Raw genomic sequence first — 21717 nt, 5'->3', positions numbered from 1 at the left:
CACTGAGAGCACCACCGACGGATAGCCTGTCCGCATGGCAGCAACGGTTCTGCGGGTGTCCACGGTCCTCGAATCACGGGGCCCTGCAGCAGCAATAGTGCTCAGTGACGAACAAGTCGCGTCGCTCGGTTCCACCAAGACTCCGCCGGTTCGGTTCACGATCGGTGGTCGGACGGTGCGCGGTCGCATCGGACGCATGGGCGGCGAGAATCTGCTCGGACTCAACAAGAGCGTTCGCGCCACACTCGGCGTGGAAGCCGGCGACACCGTCGACGTGACGATCGAATTGGACGACCAGCCGCAGGTGATCGAGGTACCGCCGGCGCTGGCGACAGCTCTGGACGCGGATCCCGCCGTCCGAGCAGCGTTCGATGCGCTCGCACCGTCGACGCGAAAAGAACACGCCCGCTCCGTCGCCGACGCGAAACGCGACGACACCCGCGAGCGGCGTATCACGGCAATCGTCCAATCCCTTCGGCCCTGAAGCGACCTGCTGCCTGCCGGGAGAGCGCCACAGGCAGCGGTGCGAACTCAGCGTGACACCACTAGGGCTTGACGTGACACCATTGTGGTGTCACTCTTGATGCATGGAACTTGGGCAGTACGTCAACGACCTCCAACGTCGGTTGGTCGAGTCGGCAGCAACCGGGGACGAGAACACTCGTGCTGCTGCTGAACGACTCGTCGACGGCATGGATGCGGCGACGCGTCTGGTGATGCTCGACGTGCTGTCGGCCGCGGTAGGAGACATCAACCGCGACCTTGCCCCTGGTTCCGTGGACATCAGGCTCCGTGGACGTGAGATCGAATTCGTCGTGGCGGCGCCTGTCTCGGAACCGGAAGACGACGAACAAACCCCTCCCAGCATCGAACTCGACGACACGAGCACATCCCGCACCACTCTTCGACTGCCGGACGCGCTCAAATCGCGAGTGGACGAGGCCGCGGCGTCGGACGGTATGTCGGTGAACACCTGGTTGGTGCGAGCCGTCGCCACCGCTCTTCAACCCAAACAGCGCCGTGCCGCGCAACGAACGGTTCGTACCGGGGACAACTTTGCCGGCTGGGCGCGCTGATCGTCCGCTCCAACAAAGCTTTTCAGTAACTCTGCGCCGAGCAGAGTGTCACAACCATGCCCATAGGAGGCATCGCCATGCCCGAATTCGCTACTCCGACGCCGATCGACCTGGCCATCGATCTGCAGGTCGGGAGCATCGACGTCGTTGCGACAGAACGTGCCGACACCGTCGTGACCGTCACTCCCACCAACCCGTCCAAAGCCGTCGATCGTAAGGGGGCCGAGAACACCAAGGTCGACTTCGACGGCGAGCGCCTCACCGTCATCGGTCCCAAGGCCCGCATCAGCTTCTTCGGTCCGACTGAGTCCGTCGAGGTGAAAGTCGAGCTACCGCAGGGATCTCGACTCACTGCGGAGGTTGCAGTCGGCAGCCTACGCACCGTGGGCGATCTCGGTGCCGTGCGCATCAAGAGTTCGATGGGCTCGGTGGAAGTGGATTCGGCAGAGGACCTGTGGGTGCGCGCTGGGCACGGTAACGCGACAGTGGGTACGGCACAGGGCGATATCGACATCACTGCCGACCACGGCCAGATTCGACTCGGAACGGTCGTCGGTGATGCAGTGCTCAAGGCGTCGCACGGCTCGATCATGGTGCGGGAATCTGGCACCGAACTCGATGCCAAGCTCTCCTACGGCGATCTCGATGTCGAGAAGTCGCTCGGCGGAGTGAGCGCGAAGACCGCGTACGGCAGTATCACTCTCCACGAAGTAACCGGTGGCGCAATCCAAGTCGAGAGCGGATACGGCCAGGTCACCGTCGGTGTGCGGCGCGGTGTGCCCGCGTGGCTCGATCTGTCGTCGAAAGACGGACACGTTCGCAACGAACTCACGCCCGAAAGCGCACCCGACGAGACAGAAGGGAGCGTGTCGATTCGCGCTCGAACGCGATACGGCGACATTGCCGTCCGGCATGCACAGCACAGTTGACAGGCAAGGATCGGACATGGAAACACCCGCAATTCACGCCCGTGGTCTGCGAAAGTCCTACGGCGACAAACGTGTACTCGACGGTGTCGACCTCACCGTCGACGCCGGCACCGTCACCGCTCTGCTCGGGTCCAACGGGGCAGGCAAGACCACAACCGTCCATATCCTGTCCACCCTCGTTGGGCCGGATGGTGGTACGGCAACAGTCGCGGGCTGCGACGTCGTCGGCAATCCTGACGGCGTTCGTGCAGCGATCGGTCTCACCGGTCAGTTCTCGGCGGTCGACAACCTCTTGACCGGCGAGGAAAACCTGATGCTGATGGCGAGACTCCGGCATCTGGGACCGAAGCGATCCAAGCCGCGCGTCGCAGACCTGCTCGAGCAGTTCGATCTGGTCGAGGCCGCTCGAAAGCCGTTGTCCACGTACTCGGGTGGCATGCGGCGACGGCTCGATCTTGCCATGACCCTCGTCGCCCCACCGCGCGTCATCTTCCTCGACGAGCCGACCACCGGCCTCGACCCCCGCAGCCGACGCACCATGTGGGATATCGTGCGATCCCTCGTCGCCGACGGCACCACCGTGCTGCTCACCACCCAATATCTCGACGAGGCAGACGAACTCGCAGATCGTGTCGCAGTTCTCGACGGCGGCCGGATCGTCGCCGACGGTACCCCGGACGAACTGAAACGTCGCATACCTGGCGGCCACATTCGATTGCGCTTCGCCGACATCATGACGCTCGACGACGCAACCCGCGCATTCGGCGATGCGGTCGTCGACGCCGACGGTCTGGCGCTGTCGGTACCGACCGACGGAAGCGTCCGCACCCTGCAGGCCGTGTTGAGTCGGCTGGATGCGGCGGGCGTTGCGGCCGACGACCTCAGTATCCACACTCCGGACCTCGATGACGTGTTCATGGCATTGACCGGCCGGACCGACAGCAAGGTCGAATCATGACAGCTGCAACGACATTCGCGATGAGTGACTCGATCACCATGCTCCGCCGCAGTCTTCTGCACATTCGGCGATATCCGGGCTTGACGATGTTCGTCATCGGCGCGCCAGTGGTGTTCCTGATGTTGTTCGTCTTCGTATTCGGAGGAACCCTGGGCGCAGGTTTGCCCGGTGTGGACCCAGACGCCGGACGGTCTGCATATCTGCCGTACGTGATGCCGGGCATCCTCGCCATGACGATTGCCGGTACCGCCGGTGGAACGGCGACCACCGTTGCCATGGACATGACGGAAGGCATCACCGCGCGCTTCCGAACGATGGCGATCTCGCGTGCAGCGGTTCTCGCGGGCCACGTTCTCGGCAACACGGTGCAAGCCGTTCTCGGAGTGGTGGTTGTGCTGGCAGTGGGAATTGCCGTCGGCTTTCGACCGAATGCCAATCCTCTGCAATGGTTCTCGATTCTGGGAATGGTGCTGCTCATCGCCTTCGCGATTAGTTGGCTCGCGGTGGCGATGGGTATGGCGTCGAAGTCGGTGGAGACCGCGAGCAACCTACCGATGCTGTTGCTGCTGTTGCCGTTTCTGGGAAGTGGGTTCGTTCCGACCGACACGATGCCATCGGGGCTGCGATGGTTCGCCGACTACCAACCGTTCACGTCGTTCGTCGAAACCCTGCGCGGACTGCTGTCGGGGGAGCCACTGGGCACGAATCTGCCACTGGCACTTGCCTGGTGCGCGGTGATCGCAGCTACGGGATACGTCTGGTCGATGGCAATCTACGAGAAGAAGTCGGTGTGCTGAGACCTACTGCACCCTGAGGCCAGTGGTCGTAGCCTCCGCTACCCGGGTCGATGGTAGTAGCCGGTCAATTCCGCAGCGGTTGTCCAACCTAGTCTGGTGTAGAGCGCTCGTCCGTCCGACGTAGCACCGAGAACTGCACGCGATCTGCCGGCTCGAAGTGCACCCTGCTCGAGGTGATTCATCACGATCGAGCCCAGGCCACGGCGGCGATGTGAATCTTCGGTCACAATCTGATCCGGCACAACGAACACTTGACCCAAGCCGATCTGCCCGCGCGCAGCCAACTCTCCTGCAGTGGTACGAATCTCCGTCGTCAGCAACGTATCCGACGCCTGAACGGTTCGCACGTCATAGCCGTCGGGTGCCGGCACCGTGGGGGCCTCAGCGATCCCCCGCAGCATGAACCACGCAGGATCGGTCCTGACCCATCCTGTCGAAAACCGTGATTCCAATGCTGGTCCACCCGCGTACTTGATGCAGGCATTCCACGGTTGTGATCTCTCGACAATCGATTCGACCAGCTCGGCGGTCGGTGTGTGCAAGACGTATCGACGAGACTCTCGCGTCGTACCGGTCTCGATCACCCAGCCGCCCTCGATTTCGACGGGTGCCGATGTGACTCGCGAGTGGGCCCAACCGTGGACCCAGCCCTCGACGTAATCCAGCTGCCTCATCAGACCACCGCAGCAGGCGTGCTCGACGCGATGGCCGCCGCCGGGCCGATCCCCGAGGACAGGCCAGCGATAATGCCTACAGCCGAGGTGATGTCGGGAAGTGAGCGAGTGAACGGAATGCGCTGATGATCGTCGAAGGCGTATCCGGTTCCGAATCGCAGTCCGGGTGCCAGCAGCACACCGTGAGAGTGGGCTTCGGCTACGAGTGCACTCGATCGGATGCCGTCGGGAAGGGAACACCACAACGCCAAGCCTCCGTCCGGTACTCGAAAGTGCCAGTCCGGCAGATGATCACGCATCAACGCGACGGTGTGGTCACGAGCAACTCTCGATGCCTCCGCGCGCACCCGACGAACCTCGTCGTACTTGCCCATCAACTCGACCGCAGCCAGCTGATCGATGACGGACACCGAAAGTTGGCGTCGCGCATAGGTTGCGGCGATTCTCGCCAACAGGCCTGCTTCGGCTCGAACCCAGCCGACTCGCAGCCCTCCCCACACCGTCTTGCTCGTCGACCCGATCGTCACCGTCGCAACATCCGGGGTTGCCGCCCCGAAAGGTTCGATGTCGGGTGACCCGTCGAGGGACAGGTCCGCTGCTACCTCGTCGACGATGGTCAGTATTGCGTGGCGGTGCATGGTGGCGGACAGCTGCCGGCGGGTGCGGAGGGGGAGTCGCGCACCGGATGGATTGGAGAAGTCGGGCATGACGTACGCCAGCGTGGGGGCGCTCTGTCGAGCGGCCCGATCTGCTGATGCCACGAATTCGTCGGTGTCATCCGGGTCGATGGATACCGGGATGCATCGGCCGCCGAGCGAATGAACGAGCTCGACGACACCCGGATACGTCGGATGCTCGACCAACACTCGGGCACCGGGCTCTGTGAACGTTGCCAGCACCGCATGAATGGCGTCGGTGGCACCGGAGGTGACGAGAATGTTGTCGGCGGTGGTCGCGACCCCCCGCCCTCGGTAGTACGCGGCAATGGATTCGCGGAGCTCGAACAGACCGGACGGAGCATAGCCGCCCAAGGTGAAACGATCTCGAATCTTCTCCGCCGCAACGCCGTACGCATCGGACAGCATGGGCGACGCAGAGGGGGACGCGTTGACGAACTCCAGGTTTGCAGTCTCCCGATCGCCGGCGAGCGAACCCCACGACGGCAGCGAACCGGTAGGCGAAACGTAGGTGCCCGACCCGCGTTGGGCACTGATCCACCCGCCGTCACGAAGATGCTTGTAGGCCGACGCGACCGTGACCCGACTGACATCGAGACTGATCGACAGCGCCCGCTCGGCGGGCAACCGCGTCTGAGCCGATACCTCGCCGTTCTCGATCAACCGCCGTAACTCGTCGGCGATCTCGAGGTAGAGCGGACCGCCGGATCTGTTCCGCAGCGTCGACGGGCCGATCCGTGCTGCCAACTCCGGGGCCGAGATCGCCGTTGCGTCGAAAGGATCCATACAGGCCACTCTTGCACACTGGACTGCAATATTTGGCATAAAACCAGTCCATTGTTGTCTCATGATCGCAATTGGAGCTGTTGTGGCCCTATCCATCATCGGAGCAGGGTGGACTGTGGTCGCATTGCGCGACGGTGGGAGAAGTGCCCCCACGGGGCCTCCGCGCAGTCGGGTGCAGGCAGACTGATGTAGTTGTCCACGGATCGCAGACGCAATCCGGAGTCGCGGAGGACAATCGAATCCATGCCTGCTCCCGTCGAATTCTCAACCCTCGATCTGCCGCTCGAGGAACGGATCGAACGCTGGGAGGGGCACAATGCGGACGTTCTGATCGGGCTGCGCTGCCGCATGCTGGAGGTGAAGCAGCTCGAAGCCACCGGAACGAACCTTCGGCTCGAATCGATGGACCTGGCGCGCGTCGTCGGAACTTCGCACGTGGTGGAACGAGACGCGGAGTTGATTCGGCAACACCCGTCGGACTCCGTCATGCTGTACTTCAGCCTCGTGGGAGATGCATTCTTCTACTCGGAGGACGGCATTCGTGCTGTCGGCCCGGGTCAAGGGTTGTTGCTCGACGCCGACACAGCCTTCATGCGGGGCTTCTCCAACGGCCTGGAGGAGCTGGTGGTGAAGATGCCCCGCTCGCTGTTCGCGGACGTTTCGGGTGCGGCGTCTCTCGTGGGGCCCACGATGTTCGACTTCTCCCCGAGCGGCAATGTGTACGCGGCGGCGCTCGCTCGGCAAGTGGGACGAGCAACCGGTCGCGACGCGGCTCCACCGGACGAGCACGCGATCCTCGAACTCGTCTCGGTGCTGACCACCGGTGCCCGCGCGAACCTGAACTCGGCGCATCGAGCTGCGGCGCGTTCGTTCATCGAGCAACGCCTGCCCGACGCATCGCTGTCTGCCGCACAGGTGGCACGCGCGGTAGGGATCAGTGCCCGGCACCTGTCGCGGGTGTTTGCCGACGACGGAATCAGCGTGCCCAAGTACATCCTCGAGCGGCGGCTCGCACGTGCCCACGCGCTGCTCACCGCACCCCTCGATGCGTCGGTGACCACTGCCGACATCGCTCGATCGTGCGGGTTCTCGTCCGCCACATACTTCTCGAAATCGTTCGTGGCCAGATTCGGCCACCGTGCAACCGATGTCCGACGCGACGCGGTGATCATGCGATCGGCGGGGTGACACTCACGAAATCGGCCATGTGTGTCGGTTTGCGCCGAGCTCGGCACGATTGAGGACAACACCGCAGAGTGATGCAGGACACTCGATTGCAGAGCCCGAGACGAGAGTCGGGCGCAACGAAGGGTGTGTTCCATGCCGGTGTTCGACGACGGCCAGAAGGCCACAGAGCTGCCCGATTCCTCGGTGGTCGAGACCGACGTTCTCATCGTCGGCTCGGGGCCGGCCGGTGGATCCGCAGCACTGCTGCTGTCCACTCTCGGAATCCCCAACATCATGATCACCAAGTACCGCTGGACGGCCAACACTCCACGCGCTCACATCACCAACCAGCGCACCATGGAGGTCTTCCGCGACGTCGGTATCGCAGACCAGGTGCTGGCCGACGCCACCGAGCACGGGCTCGTCGGAGACACCGTGTTCTGCACCTCGATCGCGGGCGAGGAGATCGGCCGCATCCGCACGTGGGGTACCGGGGCCGACCGCGAAGCGGACTACCAGCTCGCCTCGCCGTGCCTGACCGTCGACATTCCCCAGACGTACCTCGAGCCCATCCTGGTGAAGAACGCGACGATGCGGGGAACCCAGGCCCAGTTCTCCACCGAGTACCTCTCGCACGTCCAGGACGCCGACGGGGTCAGCGTCTCGGTGGTCGATCGACTCACCGGACACCGCTACACGATCCGTGCCAAGTACCTGATCGGCGCGGACGGGGCGCGTTCCAAGGTGGCCGCGGACATCGACCTTCCGCTCGAGGGCGCGATGGACATCGCCGGGTCGATGAACATCACCTTCAAGGCCGACATCGCCGAGTACGTCGGACACCGACCGTCGGTGCTGTACTGGGTGATTCAGCCCGGATCCAACGTCGGCGGTATCGGTGCCGGGTTGGTTCGCATGGTCCGGCCGTGGAACGAGTGGCTCGTGGTCTGGGGATTCGACATCGCGCAGCCACCGCCGGTGGTGAACGAGGCGGCCGCCATCGAGATCGTTCGGAGCCTGCTGGGCATGCCGGACCTCGACGTCGAGATCACCGGAACATCGTTGTGGGGCAACAACGAAATGTACGCCACGCATCTGCAGAAGGGGCGGGTGTTCTGCGCGGGCGACGCCATCCACCGACATCCGCCGAGCAACGGGCTCGGCTCGAACACCTCGATCCAGGACTCCTACAATCTCGCGTGGAAGATCGCCGCGGTGCTGAAGGGTCAGGCAGGCGAAGCGTTGCTCGATACCTATACCGCCGAGCGTGCCCCGGTGGCCGAGCGAATCGTCAAGCGTGCCAACCGCTCCGGTCGTGAGTTCGCAGACCTGTTCCACGCCCTCGGGGTCACCGACGCCAAGACCGAGGAGGAGATGGTCGAACGCATCGAAGAGCGCAAGGCCAACACGCCTGCGGGCGCGGCGAAGCGGGCCGCGCTGGTGAAGGCGATGGAGATCAAGAACTACGAGTTCAACGCCCACGGAGTCGAATTGGGCCAGTTCTACACGTCCTCGGCCGTTGTGCCCGACGGGATTCTGCCCGAGGCGGTACGAGACCCGGACCTGTACTACCAGGTCTCGACCGTGCCGGGATCGCACCTGCCTCACGCCTGGGTGGGCGACAACATGCACAAGTTCGCGATGATGGATCTCGCGCCCTACGACCGATTCACGCTCATCACGGGAGTGGCCGGATCGGATTGGGAGTCGGCGGCGGACAAGATCGGTCACGAACTGGGTGTGGCCGTCGAGGTCGTCGTCATCGGGCCCGGACGCGATGTCACCGACCTGTACTTCGACTGGTCTCGGCTCCGTGAGGTGACCGAGAGCGGTGCATTGTTGGTCCGGCCCGACAAGCACATCTGCTGGCGTGCACACGAACTCGCGGCAGACCCCGAGGACGCCCTGCGGCAGGCATTGACGGCGGTCCTGTCGCGATGACCTACGACTTCGCCTACGAGGCGAACCCGATGCGGGTGCGATTCGGCGCGGGCTCGCTGTCGGCTCTGGCCGACGAGCTCGATCATCTCGGCCTGCGGCGCGTCCTCGTTCTCTGCTCGCCGAGCCAGAAGGGCACAGCAGAACGTATTGCCTCGATGCTCGGAGACCGATGTGTGGGCGTGCGGGCCGACGCCGTCATGCACGTGCCGTCGGAGGTGGCGAAAAGATCCAGCGCCGAAGCCCTTTCCCTCGGGGCCGACGGCTGCATCACCGTCGGCGGCGGCTCCTCGATCGGCCTCGGCAAGGCCATCGCCCTCGTGCACGGGCTGCCGATCGTGGCCGTTCCCACCACGTACGCCGGATCGGAGATGACCCCGGTGTGGGGTCTGACGACCGACGGGCGCAAGGAAACCGGTCGCGACATCAGGGTGCTGCCACGCAGCGTCCTCTACGACCCCGAGCTGACGAGCGGCCTTCCGGTCGACATCTCCGTCACGAGTGGAATCAACGCCGTGGCGCACGCCGTCGAAGCGCTGTATGCACCCGACATCAGCCCGATCGTTGCACTGATGGCCGAGGACGGGGTGCGCGCGCTCGCGTCGGCGCTCCCGGCGATCGTGGCCGATCACCTCAATTCGCAGGCGCGCAGCGACGCGCTCTACGGTGCCTGGTTGTGCGGCGCCACTCTCGGTGCCACCACGATGTCGTTGCACCACAAGCTGTGTCATTCGCTCGGCGGCACCTTGAACCTGCCGCACGCTCCGACCCACACGGTGGTGTTGCCGCACGTGTTGGCCTTCAATCAGTCGGCTGCACCCAGTGCAGTGTCGGCGCTCTCGCGTGCTCTTCCCGGTTCCGGGGACCCGGCAACCCGGTTGTGGGACCTGTGTCGCGGACTCGGAGCGCCACGCTCTCTGGCCGAATTGGGTATGAAGGAGAAAGACATCGACCGAATCGCCGACGACGTGACGAGCAGATCGTACGGAAACCCGCGGCCCGTCACCCGTGAGGCCGCCACAGCCATTCTGCGAGCAGCGTGGGCCGGCGACCAGCCGACCGACATCGGACAGTGAGAGAGACCATGACCGAGCAGACCATGACCGGACAAGCACAGGATGCCGTCGAAGAGCGGTTGGTGGAGAACGTACTTCGCTCGTTCGACGACTGCACCGACCCCCGGTTGAAGCAAGTGATGACCTCGTTGGTGCAGCATCTGCACGGATTCATTCGCGACGTGCGACTGACCGAAGCGGAGTGGAACAACGCCATCGGATTTCTGACCGAGGTCGGACACATCACCGACGACCGCCGACAGGAATTCATCTTGCTCTCCGACGTCCTCGGCGCATCGATGCAGACGATCAACGTGAACAACCCCGCCTACGAGGACGCGACCGAAGCGACCGTGTTCGGCCCGTTCTTCGTCGACGACGCACCGCGTATCGAGAACGGTGGTGATGCATCGGGAGGTGCTGCAGGACAACCGTGCTGGGTCGAGGGAACCGTACGCGACACCGACGGCTCACCGATTCCCGGTGCACGCATCGAAATCTGGGAAGCCGACGAGGACGGGTTCTACGACGTTCAGTACGACGATGCGCGCGTCGGCGGTCGAGCGCATCTCTACAGCGACGACGACGGGCACTACCGATTCTGGGCGCTGACTCCGACTCCGTATCCGATTCCCCACGACGGGCCGGTCGGACGAATGCTGGCTGCGACCGGTCGCTCGCCGATGCGGGCGTCGCACCTGCACTTCATGGTGACGGCACCGGGGATGCGCACGTTGGTGACGCACATCTTCGTCAGCGGCGACGAACTGCTGGGCAGCGACACCGTGTTCGGAGTGAAGGAGTCCCTGATCAAGGACTTCGTCGAGCAGCCGTCGGGAACACCGACTCCCGACGGTCGCGACGTCGGCGACAAGACCTGGGCCAGAGCCGACTTCGACATCGTGCTCGCACCTGTCGGCGAGTCCTGACGCGTCAGTGTTCGACCGACCGACCGGCAGTGATCGAGTCGACGAACGGAGTCAGCAGCAGCGCGAAATCATTTGCAGCAGCCGCAATATCGTGCGGGGGCTCGGGGATGTAGCTCAATGCCAGACGCACGATCGCCCTGCTGATGACGTCTGCCTGCCGTGGGCTCGCACCGACCCATCCGCGTTGGAAGGTGTTCGCGAGTCGGTCTCCCGCGCGCTCGATCAGTACGGCACTGTCGGTGGTGATCAGGCGGAGCAGATCCTCGGGGGCGTCGCCACCGTGCAGTGATCGCACGAGAGGATCCAGTGCACTCAGCTGGAAGAACGACGAGAAACCCTGTCGCAGGGCAGCGCCGGCATCGTCGGGATGCTCGTACAGAGCGGTTTCGCACAGGTCGACGAAAATGTCCGTCAATCTGATGGCGTACCCCTGTGCGACACCGCGTCGTGAACCGAATTCGTTGTACAGGCTCTGTCTGCTCAGGCCGGCAGCCTTGGCGATGTGACTCATCGTCACGTTGCGCCAGTTGCGCTCGTGCAACAACTCGCGCAGCGCGTCGAGTGCGGTATCGCGGGCAAGGGTCGACGCGGCTTCACGGTATCGACCGGGGGTCGACGTCTGTTCGGCTGCGGGCATGAACACGACTCTATCGAACGACCGCATGCGGCTGATCCAGCCAATCCTCTCCGAGGAGATCCCGATCGACGCGGTCTCCGCTCGAGATGAGGGATCTGATCTGCCGGATGTCCTTGGGATACCCCACTCCGATAGCTCCGACGAGCGTATCGCCGCGCAGCGCACAGGCGGTGAAGCGGCGGTCCTCGATGGAGCCGCGAACCACGACGTACTCGTCGTCGGCGCTGGTCCACCCCGCGAACTGCAGGTTGACTCCGTGCTGAGTGGACCACCCCCACGGAACGTCGAGATCGCCGACGTCGAGACCGAGGATGGACCGGGCGGCCCGGGTCGCTTGATCGACGGCCCCGTTCCAGTGCTCACTCCGATAGGAGCCGCCGAGGATGGTGTTGGGCACCTCGGCGACGTCACCCGCCGCGTAGATGCCGGCCGCCGATGTTCTCATCTCCGCATCCACCAGGATTCCCGACGCGGTCTCGAGGCCCATATCCGCTCCGAGCTCGATGTTGGCGACCGAGCCGACGGACACCAGAACTGTGCCGGCAGACCATGAGCGTCCGTCCTGAGCGGTGGCACGGAGCGTGCCGTCGGGCAGCTTTTCCAGCTCGGTCACGGAGACGTCGGTGTGAATCGTTATGCCGTTGTCGCCGTGTAGGTCTCGATACATCTGCGAGATCTCGGCCGGTGCGATCCGGCTCAGCGGAGTCGAGGCTGCCTCCAACACCGTGACCTCGGCACCGAGTGACCGGGCCGCTGCCGCCGCCTCGCACCCGATCAGGCCGCCACCGATCACCAGCAGTGATCCTGTTCGGAGAATGTCGGCGTGCAGCGGGGCGACGTCGGCGGCGCTGCGGAGCGTGAACACGTGACCCGAACCCAACCGATCGAGTTGCCGTGCACGAGAACCCGTTGCCAGCAGCAGGGCGTCGTACGGGACCTGATCGCCGTCGTCCAGTTGCACGGCCGAATCGCTGACCGCGGTAGCAGTGACGCCGGTGCGAACGTCGACACCGTCGATGGCTGCACCCAGCTGAACCTGATCGACCGATTTGGTACCCAGCAGCAGCTCCTTGGAGACCGCCGGACGACGATAGGTAGCCTCCTGCTCGTTGCCGATCAGCGTGACGGACCCGGTGAAGCCCTCGGCTCGTAGCACTTTGGCGGCGGTGTACCCGGTGGCACCGGTGCCGACGATCACGACGCGGCCGGGTTGCCGAGTATTCACCCGCGTTCGACCTCGACCATCTCGAAATCGGCCTTGGCAGCGCCACAATCGGGGCACGACCAGTCGTCGGGAATATCGTCCCAGCGCGTGCCTGGCTCGATGCCGTCCTCGGGCCAGCCCAGTTCTTCGTCGTACTCGAATCCACACTGAACGCAGCGGTAGAGCTTCATGCCTTACTCCTGAAGTCGATTTTCTCGCGGACACCACAGTCGGGGCACGGCCAGTCGTCCGGTACCTCGGACCATGCGGTGCCGGCCGGAAAGCCCTCGCGCGGTGCGCCGTTGGACTCGTCGTACACGAACTCGCACACCGGGCACTCGAAGGCAGCCATCACTTCGCTCCGTAGGCAGCGAGGATCTTCTCCCGCTTGGACGGCTGGATGTTGACGCGAGTGATGTCGCCGTCGTAGTGATCGAGAACGCGGTGGTCCATCACCTTGCGCCAGACGGGCGGGAAATAGGCCAGAGAGATCATGCTCGCGTAACCGCTCGGCAAGTTGGGTGCTCCGTCCATGCTTCGCAGCGTCTGGTAGCGCCGAGTGGGGTTGGCGTGGTGATCACTGTGTCGCTGAAGGTGATACAGAAAGATGTTGGTCACGATGTGATCGGAGTTCCAGCTGTGCTCGGGGGTGCATCGTTCGTAACGGCCGTTGTCCTTCTTCTGACGCTGCAAGCCATAGTGTTCGAGGTAGTTGACCGTCTCCAGCAGTGAGAAGCCATAGATTGCCTGAATGACCAAGAACGGCAGCACGATCGGACCGAACACGGCAACGAGAACGGCGTAGAGGACGACGGACATCAGCCATGCGTTGAGCACATCGTTGTGAATACTCCACGTGCTCTTGCCCAGACGCTCCATGCGAGTCTTCTCGAGCTCCCAGGACGACCGCAGACTTCCCCACACGCTACGGGGGAGGAAGGCCCAGAAACTCTCACCGAACTTCGAGCTCGCCGGATCCTCGGGAGTGGCGACGCGAACATGGTGGCCGCGATTGTGTTCGATGTAGAAGTGGCCGTAGAACGTCTGTGCCAGAGTGATTTTCGACAGCCAGCGCTCGAGCTCGTCCTTCTTGTGGCCGAGTTCGTGAGCGGTGTTGATGCCCACACCGCCCATGACGCCGATGCTGATGGCCAGGCCGATCTTCGAGACGAGACCCAATCCGCCGTCGATGCCGAGCCACGAGAGGTTGTCGGTGGACCAGAGGTAGCAGGCGAACACCAGGCTCGCGAGCTGGAACGGAATGTAGGCATAGGTGCAGTATCGGTAGTACTTGTCTTCCTCGAGCGCCTTCATCACCTCGTCGGGTGGATTGTCGCCGTCGGGACCGAAGAAGCGGTCGAGAATCGGGAGCAATCCATAGACGAGCAGCGCGCCGATCCACCACCAGACCGGGGCCACCGCATTCCAGCCGAGCTGGTTGAAGGCCCACACCAGACCGGTGGCCAGGAACACCGCCGTGGGCGGAATCAGGCCCATCAGCCAGAGATGTCGCTTGCGGTCGTGCCACTCGTCGACCGGCGTCTGTGCCTGATCGTCGATGTTCGATGCGGTCATCGTTACTCCTCGTGTAAGTCCGATCACTATGGATTGGACAATACACCGAATTTGTCAGCCTGATGGACAAATCTCGAAATTTGTACAAACTGCCGATGTGGGTGTGGCCACGCCCACAGCGACACTTTTCGGTCAGATCCAGCTGCTACCTTCCGATTCGTTGTGGCCGGTAACAGTCGGCCGTGACATTCGTAGGTCCGTCTGTATCCCGTCGGGGGTACTTCACAACAGGAGTAGCTATGGACGCATTCATCGCCAAGATCATCGTCGACGTCATCCTCGGGCTCATCGGCAGCGGAAGCGCCGAGAGCGGCAGCACTGCAGTGAGCGCATTCCTCGGTTCCTGACGACGGGGGCTGCGCCGGTGCGATACCGGCGCAGCCTGCCCGAGAGTCGAGTCGCGGTGAGGGGGACTCGTTTGTACTCTTGGCCGCGAGACAGGGAGACCGCCACCGCGCCATGAGCAATGACAACGATGACCCGCACGGTGACAGCCGTAACTCTCGCGGTCGCAGCAGGCACCGACGGCCCAAGAAGACGAATCGACGCATCCTCGGGGGCTTCGGCCTGCTGGTCGTCGTCGCTCTCGGCCTCGGTGCGTGGTTGGCATACACAGTCAACGCCGCGTACACCAACTTGAACCAGACCAACGAATACGCCCAAGCAGCGAAAACTGCACTGCTGGCAGGAGATACGAGCAAGGCCGAGGACTCCGTCGACGATGCGGTGCGGACCTCGACCCGCGCGAAGGACGCCACCGACTCGCTGATCTGGACTGCTGCTGCGGCAATTCCGTATGTGGGGCAACCGCTGGACGTCGTTTCTCGGATTGCCGACGTCGTGCACGGTCTGACAGTCGACGTGCTGACGCCGGCGGTCGCGGTGGGCACCGCTCTCGACCCGAGTCAGCTGCGCGGACCCGACGGGGCCATCGACATCGGTGCTCTGCGCGACGCCTCGCCGGCGCTGTCTCGGGCCGCCGCCGCGGCCGCCGAGCTCGATGCGCAGTCGCAGGCGATCGGGGAACCGACGTTCATCGCGCAGATCTCCGACGCTCGGACTCGGCTGCAGGATCGAACGCACGAGCTGAACTCTCTGTTGGCGAACACCGACATCGCGGCCGAGGTGCTTCCGGCGATGCTCGGGGCGGACGGCCCGCGCAGTTACTTCATGGCTTTTCAGACACTGTCGGAATCCCGAGGGACCGGCGGACTGATCGGCGGATTCGGGATCGTGCGTGCCGTCGACGGCACGGTGACGGTCGATTCGCTCGCCAGCAATGCCGAGCTCCGGATTCCCTACGACCCGATCGATCTCGGTCCGGACTTCTTCGATGCCTACGAGACTCGCTTCCAACCGACACAGAATTGGCAGAACAGCAACGTCAGCCCGCATTTCCCGTACGCCGGGCAGATCTGGCAGTCGATGTGGGAGCAGGAGACCGGGGAGCGTGTCGACGGGGCGCTGGCAACCGACCCGGTTGCGCTCGGGTACATCCTCGACGTCGTCGGTCCGATCACGATGAGCGACGGTGAAGTGATCGATGGATCCAACGTCGTACGAGTCACGCAGTCCGACGCCTACTTCCGCTTCGAGAACGACAACTCCGCACGCAAGGCGTACCTCCAGGACATCGCCGCCAGGGTCGTCGCGAAGATGCAGGGCAACATCGCGTCGCCGCGCGCAATTCTCGAAGCACTCGGAAAAGCGGCCAGCGAAGGCCACATCGCCGTATGGAGCGCCGACGCGGCACTGCAATCGATTCTGGGTCCCACCAAGATCGGCCACGAAGTACCGGACAGCCCCGACCCGTACGCCGCACTGGTGGTGAACAACGGTGCGGGCGGCAAGCTCGACTACTACTTACAGCGCAAGGTCACCTACTCCGCGCAGACCTGTGACGGCGCGACGCGGACCACCCATGTGGTCGCAGAGCTCACCAACAATGCGCCCCTGCAGGACTACACCACGTATATCGCAGGCAGACAGAACGATTCGACTCGATACGACGGGCCGCCGGGAACCAATCGATCGGTGGTAGCGCTGTACGCAACTCAGGGTGCAACGTTGACGAACGCGACGATCAACGGCACGCCCCTGTTCCTGCTGACCGCCGCCGAACGCGGCCACCCGGTGTTCTACGTTCCGGTCGTCATCGAACCGGGTAGGACCGAGACCATCGAGTACAACCTCGTCGAACCGAACGTCGACGGCGAGGCCTCGGCACCGGTTCAGCCGCAATCGGTTCCGGTACCGACAGAAGTGGATTTCCCTGACTGCTCGTGATCGCAACGTGGCATGGGAACGGTGGGGCCCATCGGCCCGCGACAACTGCGCGGATACCCGGTCTACCTCGCCTATCTGCGCACGCTGCGAACGGCGGTGCTCGCTGCGGACCCGGGCGCGCGAGTGGTGATGACGCCGGAGTGACGGACCGGGAGGTTCAGGATCGTCCGTCGGACGCGGGATCCCGCCGATAGGCGTCGATAACGGACAACGAGATCCGCGATCAGAGGCGGCCCTCATGGATTGCCAGGATGACCAGAACGACCACAGCAATCGTGAGGATTGCTAAGAGCGCCACGTGGATTGGATGTGTCGAGCCTGGCGGTCGAACCCCGTTCGGACCCCTCATCTGGAGCATGTCACAGACTGTAGGCCACCTTCTCGGATTGTGCACAGGATGAGTGGTACAAACCGCCGCCGCGAATCGACTCGCACACGTGTTCGATAAAGCGTAGTGTTGCGGTCGGCGGGGCTGGGAGGGAAGCCCGGCTCCGCCGCCCAATCTGTGCACAGCTCCCGTGAAGTGGACGGTGATCCGATGGACGACGTAATGCGCAAAGCGAAGGAACTCGAGGCGGTGGTGATCGAGCTCGAGGCGTTGGATCATCGGCGCGTCGGACTGGGGGATCGGCTGGTGGATCTCGAGCACTTCTTCCGGAGAGCCGGGTGCCCCGAACTGTCCCAGCAAGCGCTCGACGCGTTTGTGGTCACGTACGCGGGCAGGGTGCTCGAGTTGGCCGACGGTATGCGCGGTTAGCCCTACGTCGGGAAGTCACGACTTCGCAGACCGGGTGGTTTCGTCTGTGGTTGACTTGTCGATCCAGGTCCGGATACGAGGAAAGCCGCTCTTCACAGTGAACAGTCTTCGCCAATGGTGGTCGCTCCCGGTCGACTACGGGTGGAACGTCGCGTACGCGCGGTCGCAACGTGGATTGTCCATCACCAGGGTTCTCATCGGGATCTTCTGCTGGCTGTACGGCACTGCCGCGGCGATCGCCCTGACCATTCCGGGGCTCGGAGACGGCACTCTCGGTCGCTGGGCCTTGTGGTTCACCGTCATCACGACATTTCCGGTGGGTTCGGCCTGGTTGATCGGCGGCTGGCCGAAATGGCAGATGTCGATCGCATTCGTGCTGTACGCCGATATCGTGCTCGCCGCGGTTCTGCTCAGCGTGGACGGGCCGTCGGAGATTCTGCCCATGGCGGCTTTGTTCACCGTCATGGGCAGCTACGTCGTGGGATTTCACGGCCCGAAACTGTTCACCGCACATCACGTGTTCGCGCTGGTGACCACGGCCGCACTCTACGTCTCTGCCCTGGTGGACGGCCGGGAGCAGCGTCTGCAGACCAACCTCTACCTGATCATGCTGATCCTGGTGATGTTCTCGGCACCTCTGATCTGCCACCCGCTCCTCATGCTGCTGCGCCGCGACGCCACCGGCGCGTTCTACGACCCCTTGACCGGAATGCGGAACCGGCGGGGATTCGATGCGGCGATCGGAAATCTGGAGTTTCGATCCGGTTCGGACGCTTCGGTCACCGCAGTGGTGATCGACATCGACAATTTCAAAGCAGTCAACGACAGGTACGGGCACGAGCACGGTGATTCCGTCATACGAACGACCGCGACTCGAATTCTCGAGGCTTTCCCCGCGCCTGCGATCACCGTTCGACTCGGCGGCGAAGAGTTCGCGGTCGTTTGCGTGGACGACCGCGATTCGGTGATCGAACGATCCGAATTACTGCGAATCCGACTGTGTGACAAGACGGATCGATCTCCGCTGACCGCTTCGTTGGGCGTCGCGGAGGCGGTTGTCGAGGCGCGGGACATCGAGGCCGACATCAACGATCTGCTGAGCCGTGCCGATCAGGCGATGTACCAGGCGAAAAGGTTGGGCGGCGATCGCGTCGCGCTGTACGTGGACCATTCACTGCCGAGTGGAGCCGTGGACGAACGGCAGTGACGGCGTCGACCGATTCCGAATCCGGATCCGGTCGACGCCGCGAGTGTCTGCTATTACCTCTAGCGGGCAACCTCGGCTGCGATCGCGGACTGCGTGCCGACGTCGAAGACCGGGTTGGTCAGGTGCACGTCGAGGGTGTTGCCGGGGCCGGCGATGATGGCATTGAGCACCGAGGTGAACGCGCCACAGTTCTGGAACTGCGGAATCGTGTAGGTGCCCTTGACATGTGAGTCGGTCTGGTTGTTCTGGATCAGATCGATGGCATCGAGCGAACCGGTGAGGTTGGCGGTGGTTTCCGCGGTGACGCAATTGGCACCCGCGGGGATCAGATCGAGTGAGGCCGACCCTGCCGATCCGGTGTCGATACCCAGCGGCTTCACCGAATCGATTCGGATCTTGAAGCTCTGCTGAACATCGAGATCCAAGGTGGGTGCCTCGGCGGGTCCGCCCTGGACGAGGGTGCCGGACACCGGGGTCGCGTCGACGATGGAGATTGTGAACTTCGCCAGCGTCGCCGGGCCGAGCTTGAGGTTGGCGGACGCTTGCGGGAGGGCGAGCGAACCGGTGACCGTGCCGCCGACGAGGTCGACGTCGGTGACCAGGTCGGTCGTCGGGAACACCACCGGCTGACCGGTCTTGGCGATGGTGGTCGTCGTGTCTGCCTGGAACGTGATGGGAAGCGTGTCGGCAGCGTTGGCCGGGGCGGCCACCATCGTTGCGAGTGCGACGGACGATGCCAGTGCCGCCATGGTGACGACAGTCTTGTTGCGGATCTTCACGTAGTTTCCTTTTCGAGGATGGGTTGTTTCTCGGACGAGGTCGAGCGTCAGGACAGGGTGAAGGCCGGATTCGGCTGGACCGACAGGCTGTTGACCGTGCAGTTACCGGACATCGGCTGGTTGGTCGACGTCAGAGTGTTGGTCATGTTGTCGAACGAACCGGCCAGGGTTGCCGGTCCGCAGTTGTACCCGACCAGCGAGAAGCCCACGTTGGACACTTCGCCGGTGGTGGCGCTGGTGGGGGTGAGGGTCCAGGGCAGGTTCTTGAGCTGCGGCAGATTGCACAGACGATTGGAACCGCTGATCTTGGCGTCGGTGATCGAAGCCGAGGAGCCGTCGGCGCTGGTGGTACCGATGAGGTTGATGGAGCAACTCACCGGCACTCCGAACGAGGCCGGTGTGCTCACGACGATTGTTCCGGGTGCAGTGAAGGCGGTGCCGGCAGGCGAGATGGTGGCGGCACCGGCGCTGGCGGCACCGACCGTCGCTCCGGTGATGGCAACGGCGGCGAGTACGGCGGCGAGTGTACGAGAGCGGGTCGGCGGGTTGAGCGTCATCGATCGATCCTCCAAGTCCAGAAGCGGCTCCGGAGCCCTCTCGGGGCAGCCGGTGGCACCGGAGCTCCGGTAGCCAGGAGGGACGTTAGGGCGACGAAACGTATGTCGGAATTGTTTCATTTCAACTCTGTGACAAGTCACAATACGGTCGGTACGTTTGTTGTACGCAATAGTAATGAAACTGGCTCGAATCTCGAAAGTCCACTCCGTCATGGGTTTTCGGCCCGGTTTATGGTCGTCGACGGGCCCGGGGGAGGCATGGCCGCCGGGTACGGTGCCCGTTATCGGAACGTTATGCAAAGTTACCGAAACGAGATAGTTGCGACGTCGTTCGCGACACCTCTGTCGTCCACGATCGTGAGTGCGAAAAGAAACCGACGAAAGTCGGGTTTGAAACACGTATCCACCCCCGCCGGACGGGGGTCGATTTTTCGTGTCAAACTGTGGTGTGACGTTCGCGCTGGCCGAAGCAGGATCCGCAGTCGACACGGACACGGGAGAGTTGACGGTGCAGCCGTATTTCGCCCCGGTCTGTCGGCTGGACAACGGCGCGCTCGCAGCGATCGAAGTGCAGTTGCATGGGCCCGAGAACGGTCCACTTGCCTCCGCCGACGCCCTCAAGCGTGCGGCCAGGGCCATGGACGCCAAGCGTGAGCTCGACGCCCTGGCATGGGGGGTCGCTCGACTCGAGCAGTCGGTGCGACTGCCGATGCTCGTCTCGATGGATGTCGATTCGCTCGCCGCCATCGACTCCGCCACCGAAGAGCAACTTCGCCGCGACATCGTCGTCGTCACCGAAGCGGCGCTCGTGGACAGCCCGGCTCGTACTCTCGCGGCGATCGACAAGGCCCGGCGCGACGGCAAGGTCGTCGCCGTAGACGATGTCGGTCGTCGGCCACAGTCGATGACGCTCCTCCCGCTCATCGAACCGGACGTGATCATCCTGGCGGGAACGATGGTGTCCGCACGTCCCGACCTGTCCACCGCGCGAACCGCCCACGCCGTGTCTGCTCAGGTGGAACGAACGGGAGCGGTTGTCGTCGCCAGCGGCGTCGACACGGCGCTGCATCGAAGCCGCGCGCTCGGACTCGGTGCGACGTACGGGGTGGGCGAGCTGTACCCGGCCGCGCAGTCGACCGAAGAGCTTCCGGCCGACGCCGCCGAGGTGATGCCTCCGTTCCCCACCTGGAGCACGCCCGCGGTCGCTCTGGAATCGCCGTACGCCATCGCATCCGCGGGAAAGAACGCCACGCGAAGCACCAAGCGCCTGTTGGTCGCGATGAGCACGTCGCTCGAGATGCAGGCTGCATCGGCAGGACCGGAAACGTTGGTACTCGGCACTTTTCAGAGGGCCGAACACTTCACTCCCACCAGCCGTGCACGCTGGGTGTCGATGGCCGAGCAGATCTCGTATGCCGGCGTCTACGGGGTCGGGATGGGATACGTGCAAGAGGGCGGCATCGTGCATGCGCCTCTCGATCCGACGGACTCGCTCGTCGAGGAGTGGAACGTGGTGGTGCTCGGACCACACTTCTGCGGAGTGCTCGCTGCCATCGACCTGCACCGTGGTGAGGTCGACGCAGACCGTGAATTCGACTACGTGATGTCGTACGACCGAGCGACCGTAGTCCGTTGTGCGCGTGCAATTCTCGCGCGTTTCTGACATACCCGTGACGGCGCTGCCGGAAGGGATGTTTCGGGCAGCCCGGGCAGGGCATACCGGTCAGCA

The 21717-nt window shown here is 63.8% G+C and carries 24 protein-coding genes; 14 read left to right on the top strand and 10 right to left on the bottom strand.

Going from position 1 to position 21717, the window contains the following annotated elements; all coding sequences use genetic code 11:
* The first annotated feature begins 34 nt into the window (after positions 1–34).
* The 5 genes from CH305_RS04865 to CH305_RS04845 all read left to right on the top strand — a co-directional run bounded on the left by CH305_RS04865 (position 35) and on the right by CH305_RS04845 (position 3760).
* On the top strand, positions 35–484 hold the full coding sequence (locus CH305_RS04865) for a YdeI/OmpD-associated family protein (RefSeq protein WP_032405480.1): 450 nt from the start codon (positions 35–37) through the stop codon (positions 482–484).
* A 103-nt stretch (positions 485–587) separates the two neighbouring features.
* The gene (locus CH305_RS04860) at positions 588–1076 is read left to right on the top strand and encodes a hypothetical protein (protein WP_032376149.1); all 489 of its coding nucleotides are present in this window, start codon (positions 588–590) and stop codon (positions 1074–1076) included.
* A gap of 77 nt (positions 1077–1153) precedes the next feature.
* Positions 1154–2005 (top strand): DUF4097 family beta strand repeat-containing protein, encoded by an 852-nt coding sequence (locus CH305_RS04855; protein ID WP_094702991.1) that lies wholly within the window; start codon positions 1154–1156, stop codon positions 2003–2005.
* A gap of 16 nt (positions 2006–2021) precedes the next feature.
* Positions 2022–2963, top strand: coding sequence for an ATP-binding cassette domain-containing protein (locus tag CH305_RS04850; RefSeq protein ID WP_094702948.1), 942 nt, complete (start codon positions 2022–2024; stop codon positions 2961–2963).
* Positions 2960–3760, top strand: coding sequence for an ABC transporter permease (locus CH305_RS04845; RefSeq protein WP_094702947.1), 801 nt, complete (start codon positions 2960–2962; stop codon positions 3758–3760). The genes CH305_RS04850 and CH305_RS04845 overlap by 4 nt, the downstream gene beginning before the upstream one ends.
* Before the next feature lie 38 nt (positions 3761–3798).
* Here the strand turns inward: CH305_RS04845 and CH305_RS29280 are convergent, their stop codons facing one another.
* The 3 genes from CH305_RS29280 to CH305_RS28940 form a co-directional block, all read right to left on the bottom strand.
* A complete protein-coding gene (locus CH305_RS29280) occupies positions 3799–4434 on the bottom strand; it encodes an N-acetyltransferase (protein ID WP_218828569.1) in 636 nt (211 codons plus the stop codon).
* The gene (locus tag CH305_RS04835) at positions 4434–5897 is read right to left on the bottom strand and encodes a PLP-dependent aminotransferase family protein (RefSeq protein WP_094702946.1); all 1464 of its coding nucleotides are present in this window, start codon (positions 5895–5897) and stop codon (positions 4434–4436) included. The genes CH305_RS29280 and CH305_RS04835 overlap by 1 nt, the downstream gene beginning before the upstream one ends.
* Positions 5898–5992: 95 nt before the next feature.
* Positions 5993–6142 carry a hypothetical protein gene (locus CH305_RS28940; protein WP_179278185.1) on the bottom strand — a complete coding sequence of 50 codons (150 nt, stop codon included), beginning with the start codon at positions 6140–6142 and terminating at the stop codon, positions 5993–5995.
* On the opposite strand from CH305_RS28940, the gene CH305_RS04830 reads away from it, so the two are divergent.
* The 4 genes from CH305_RS04830 to CH305_RS04815 all read left to right on the top strand — a co-directional run bounded on the left by CH305_RS04830 (position 6141) and on the right by CH305_RS04815 (position 10986).
* Positions 6141–7085 (top strand): helix-turn-helix domain-containing protein, encoded by a 945-nt coding sequence (locus CH305_RS04830; protein ID WP_094702945.1) that lies wholly within the window; start codon positions 6141–6143, stop codon positions 7083–7085. The two genes, CH305_RS28940 and CH305_RS04830, sit on opposite strands and share 2 nt — an antisense overlap.
* A gap of 132 nt (positions 7086–7217) precedes the next feature.
* On the top strand, positions 7218–9005 hold the full coding sequence (locus tag CH305_RS04825; RefSeq protein WP_094702944.1) for an FAD-dependent monooxygenase: 1788 nt from the start codon (positions 7218–7220) through the stop codon (positions 9003–9005).
* Positions 9002–10078 carry a maleylacetate reductase gene (locus CH305_RS04820; RefSeq protein WP_094702943.1) on the top strand — a complete coding sequence of 359 codons (1077 nt, stop codon included), beginning with the start codon at positions 9002–9004 and terminating at the stop codon, positions 10076–10078. Before CH305_RS04825 ends, CH305_RS04820 begins: the two co-directional genes overlap by 4 nt.
* An 8-nt stretch (positions 10079–10086) precedes the next feature.
* A complete protein-coding gene (locus tag CH305_RS04815) occupies positions 10087–10986 on the top strand; it encodes a dioxygenase (protein WP_094702942.1) in 900 nt (299 codons plus the stop codon).
* A 4-nt stretch (positions 10987–10990) separates the two neighbouring features.
* On the opposite strand, the gene CH305_RS04810 is transcribed toward CH305_RS04815, so the two are convergent.
* The 5 genes from CH305_RS04810 to CH305_RS04790 are packed head-to-tail and all read right to left on the bottom strand — an operon-like array spanning position 10991 to position 14402.
* A complete protein-coding gene (locus CH305_RS04810; RefSeq protein ID WP_094702989.1) occupies positions 10991–11623 on the bottom strand; it encodes a TetR/AcrR family transcriptional regulator in 633 nt (210 codons plus the stop codon).
* 10 nt (positions 11624–11633) lie between these two features.
* A complete protein-coding gene (locus CH305_RS04805) occupies positions 11634–12848 on the bottom strand; it encodes an NAD(P)/FAD-dependent oxidoreductase (protein ID WP_094702941.1) in 1215 nt (404 codons plus the stop codon).
* Positions 12845–13018: a rubredoxin gene (locus tag CH305_RS04800; RefSeq protein WP_027495558.1), complete on the bottom strand. Its 174-nt coding sequence runs from the start codon at positions 13016–13018 to the stop codon at positions 12845–12847. Before CH305_RS04800 ends, CH305_RS04805 begins: the two co-directional genes overlap by 4 nt.
* Positions 13015–13179 carry a rubredoxin gene (locus CH305_RS04795; RefSeq protein WP_032405486.1) on the bottom strand — a complete coding sequence of 55 codons (165 nt, stop codon included), beginning with the start codon at positions 13177–13179 and terminating at the stop codon, positions 13015–13017. The genes CH305_RS04800 and CH305_RS04795 overlap by 4 nt, the downstream gene beginning before the upstream one ends.
* Positions 13179–14402 carry an alkane 1-monooxygenase gene (locus CH305_RS04790; protein WP_032405487.1) on the bottom strand — a complete coding sequence of 408 codons (1224 nt, stop codon included), beginning with the start codon at positions 14400–14402 and terminating at the stop codon, positions 13179–13181. Before CH305_RS04790 ends, CH305_RS04795 begins: the two co-directional genes overlap by 1 nt.
* 459 nt (positions 14403–14861) lie before the next feature.
* On the opposite strand from CH305_RS04790, the gene CH305_RS04785 reads away from it, so the two are divergent.
* The 4 genes from CH305_RS04785 (at position 14862) to CH305_RS04775 (ending at position 18652) form a co-directional block, all read left to right on the top strand.
* The gene (locus CH305_RS04785; RefSeq protein WP_094702940.1) at positions 14862–16688 is read left to right on the top strand and encodes a DUF4012 domain-containing protein; all 1827 of its coding nucleotides are present in this window, start codon (positions 14862–14864) and stop codon (positions 16686–16688) included.
* A gap of 12 nt (positions 16689–16700) precedes the next feature.
* Entirely contained in the window at positions 16701–16832 is a 132-nt protein-coding gene (locus CH305_RS29405; RefSeq protein WP_256983538.1) for a hypothetical protein, read from the top strand.
* Between the two features lie 394 nt (positions 16833–17226).
* Complete coding sequence (locus tag CH305_RS04780) at positions 17227–17445, top strand: hypothetical protein (RefSeq protein WP_032376460.1); 219 nt, start codon at positions 17227–17229, stop codon at positions 17443–17445.
* Between the two features lie 97 nt (positions 17446–17542).
* Positions 17543–18652 (top strand): GGDEF domain-containing protein, encoded by a 1110-nt coding sequence (locus CH305_RS04775; RefSeq protein WP_094702939.1) that lies wholly within the window; start codon positions 17543–17545, stop codon positions 18650–18652.
* Positions 18653–18711: 59 nt separating this feature from the next.
* Here the strand turns inward: CH305_RS04775 and CH305_RS04770 are convergent, their stop codons facing one another.
* Both CH305_RS04770 and praA read right to left on the bottom strand, forming a co-directional pair.
* Positions 18712–19431 carry a hypothetical protein gene (locus tag CH305_RS04770; protein WP_037146979.1) on the bottom strand — a complete coding sequence of 240 codons (720 nt, stop codon included), beginning with the start codon at positions 19429–19431 and terminating at the stop codon, positions 18712–18714.
* A 47-nt stretch (positions 19432–19478) separates the two neighbouring features.
* Positions 19479–19988, bottom strand: a complete 510-nt coding sequence (praA, locus tag CH305_RS04765; protein ID WP_032405490.1) for an alkane oxidation protein activator PraA — start codon at positions 19986–19988, stop codon at positions 19479–19481.
* A 448-nt stretch (positions 19989–20436) separates the two neighbouring features.
* Between praA and CH305_RS04760 the strand changes: the two genes are divergently transcribed.
* Entirely contained in the window at positions 20437–21651 is a 1215-nt protein-coding gene (locus tag CH305_RS04760) for an EAL domain-containing protein (protein WP_094702938.1), read from the top strand.
* Positions 21652–21717: the final 66 nt, after the last annotated feature.

Source organism: Rhodococcus sp. 15-649-2-2 (assembly GCF_002258645.1).
Lineage (GTDB): Bacteria > Actinomycetota > Actinomycetes > Mycobacteriales > Mycobacteriaceae > Rhodococcoides.
The sequence above is the reverse complement of the archived record's forward strand: the minus strand, read 5'-3'. Positions and strand labels throughout refer to the sequence as shown.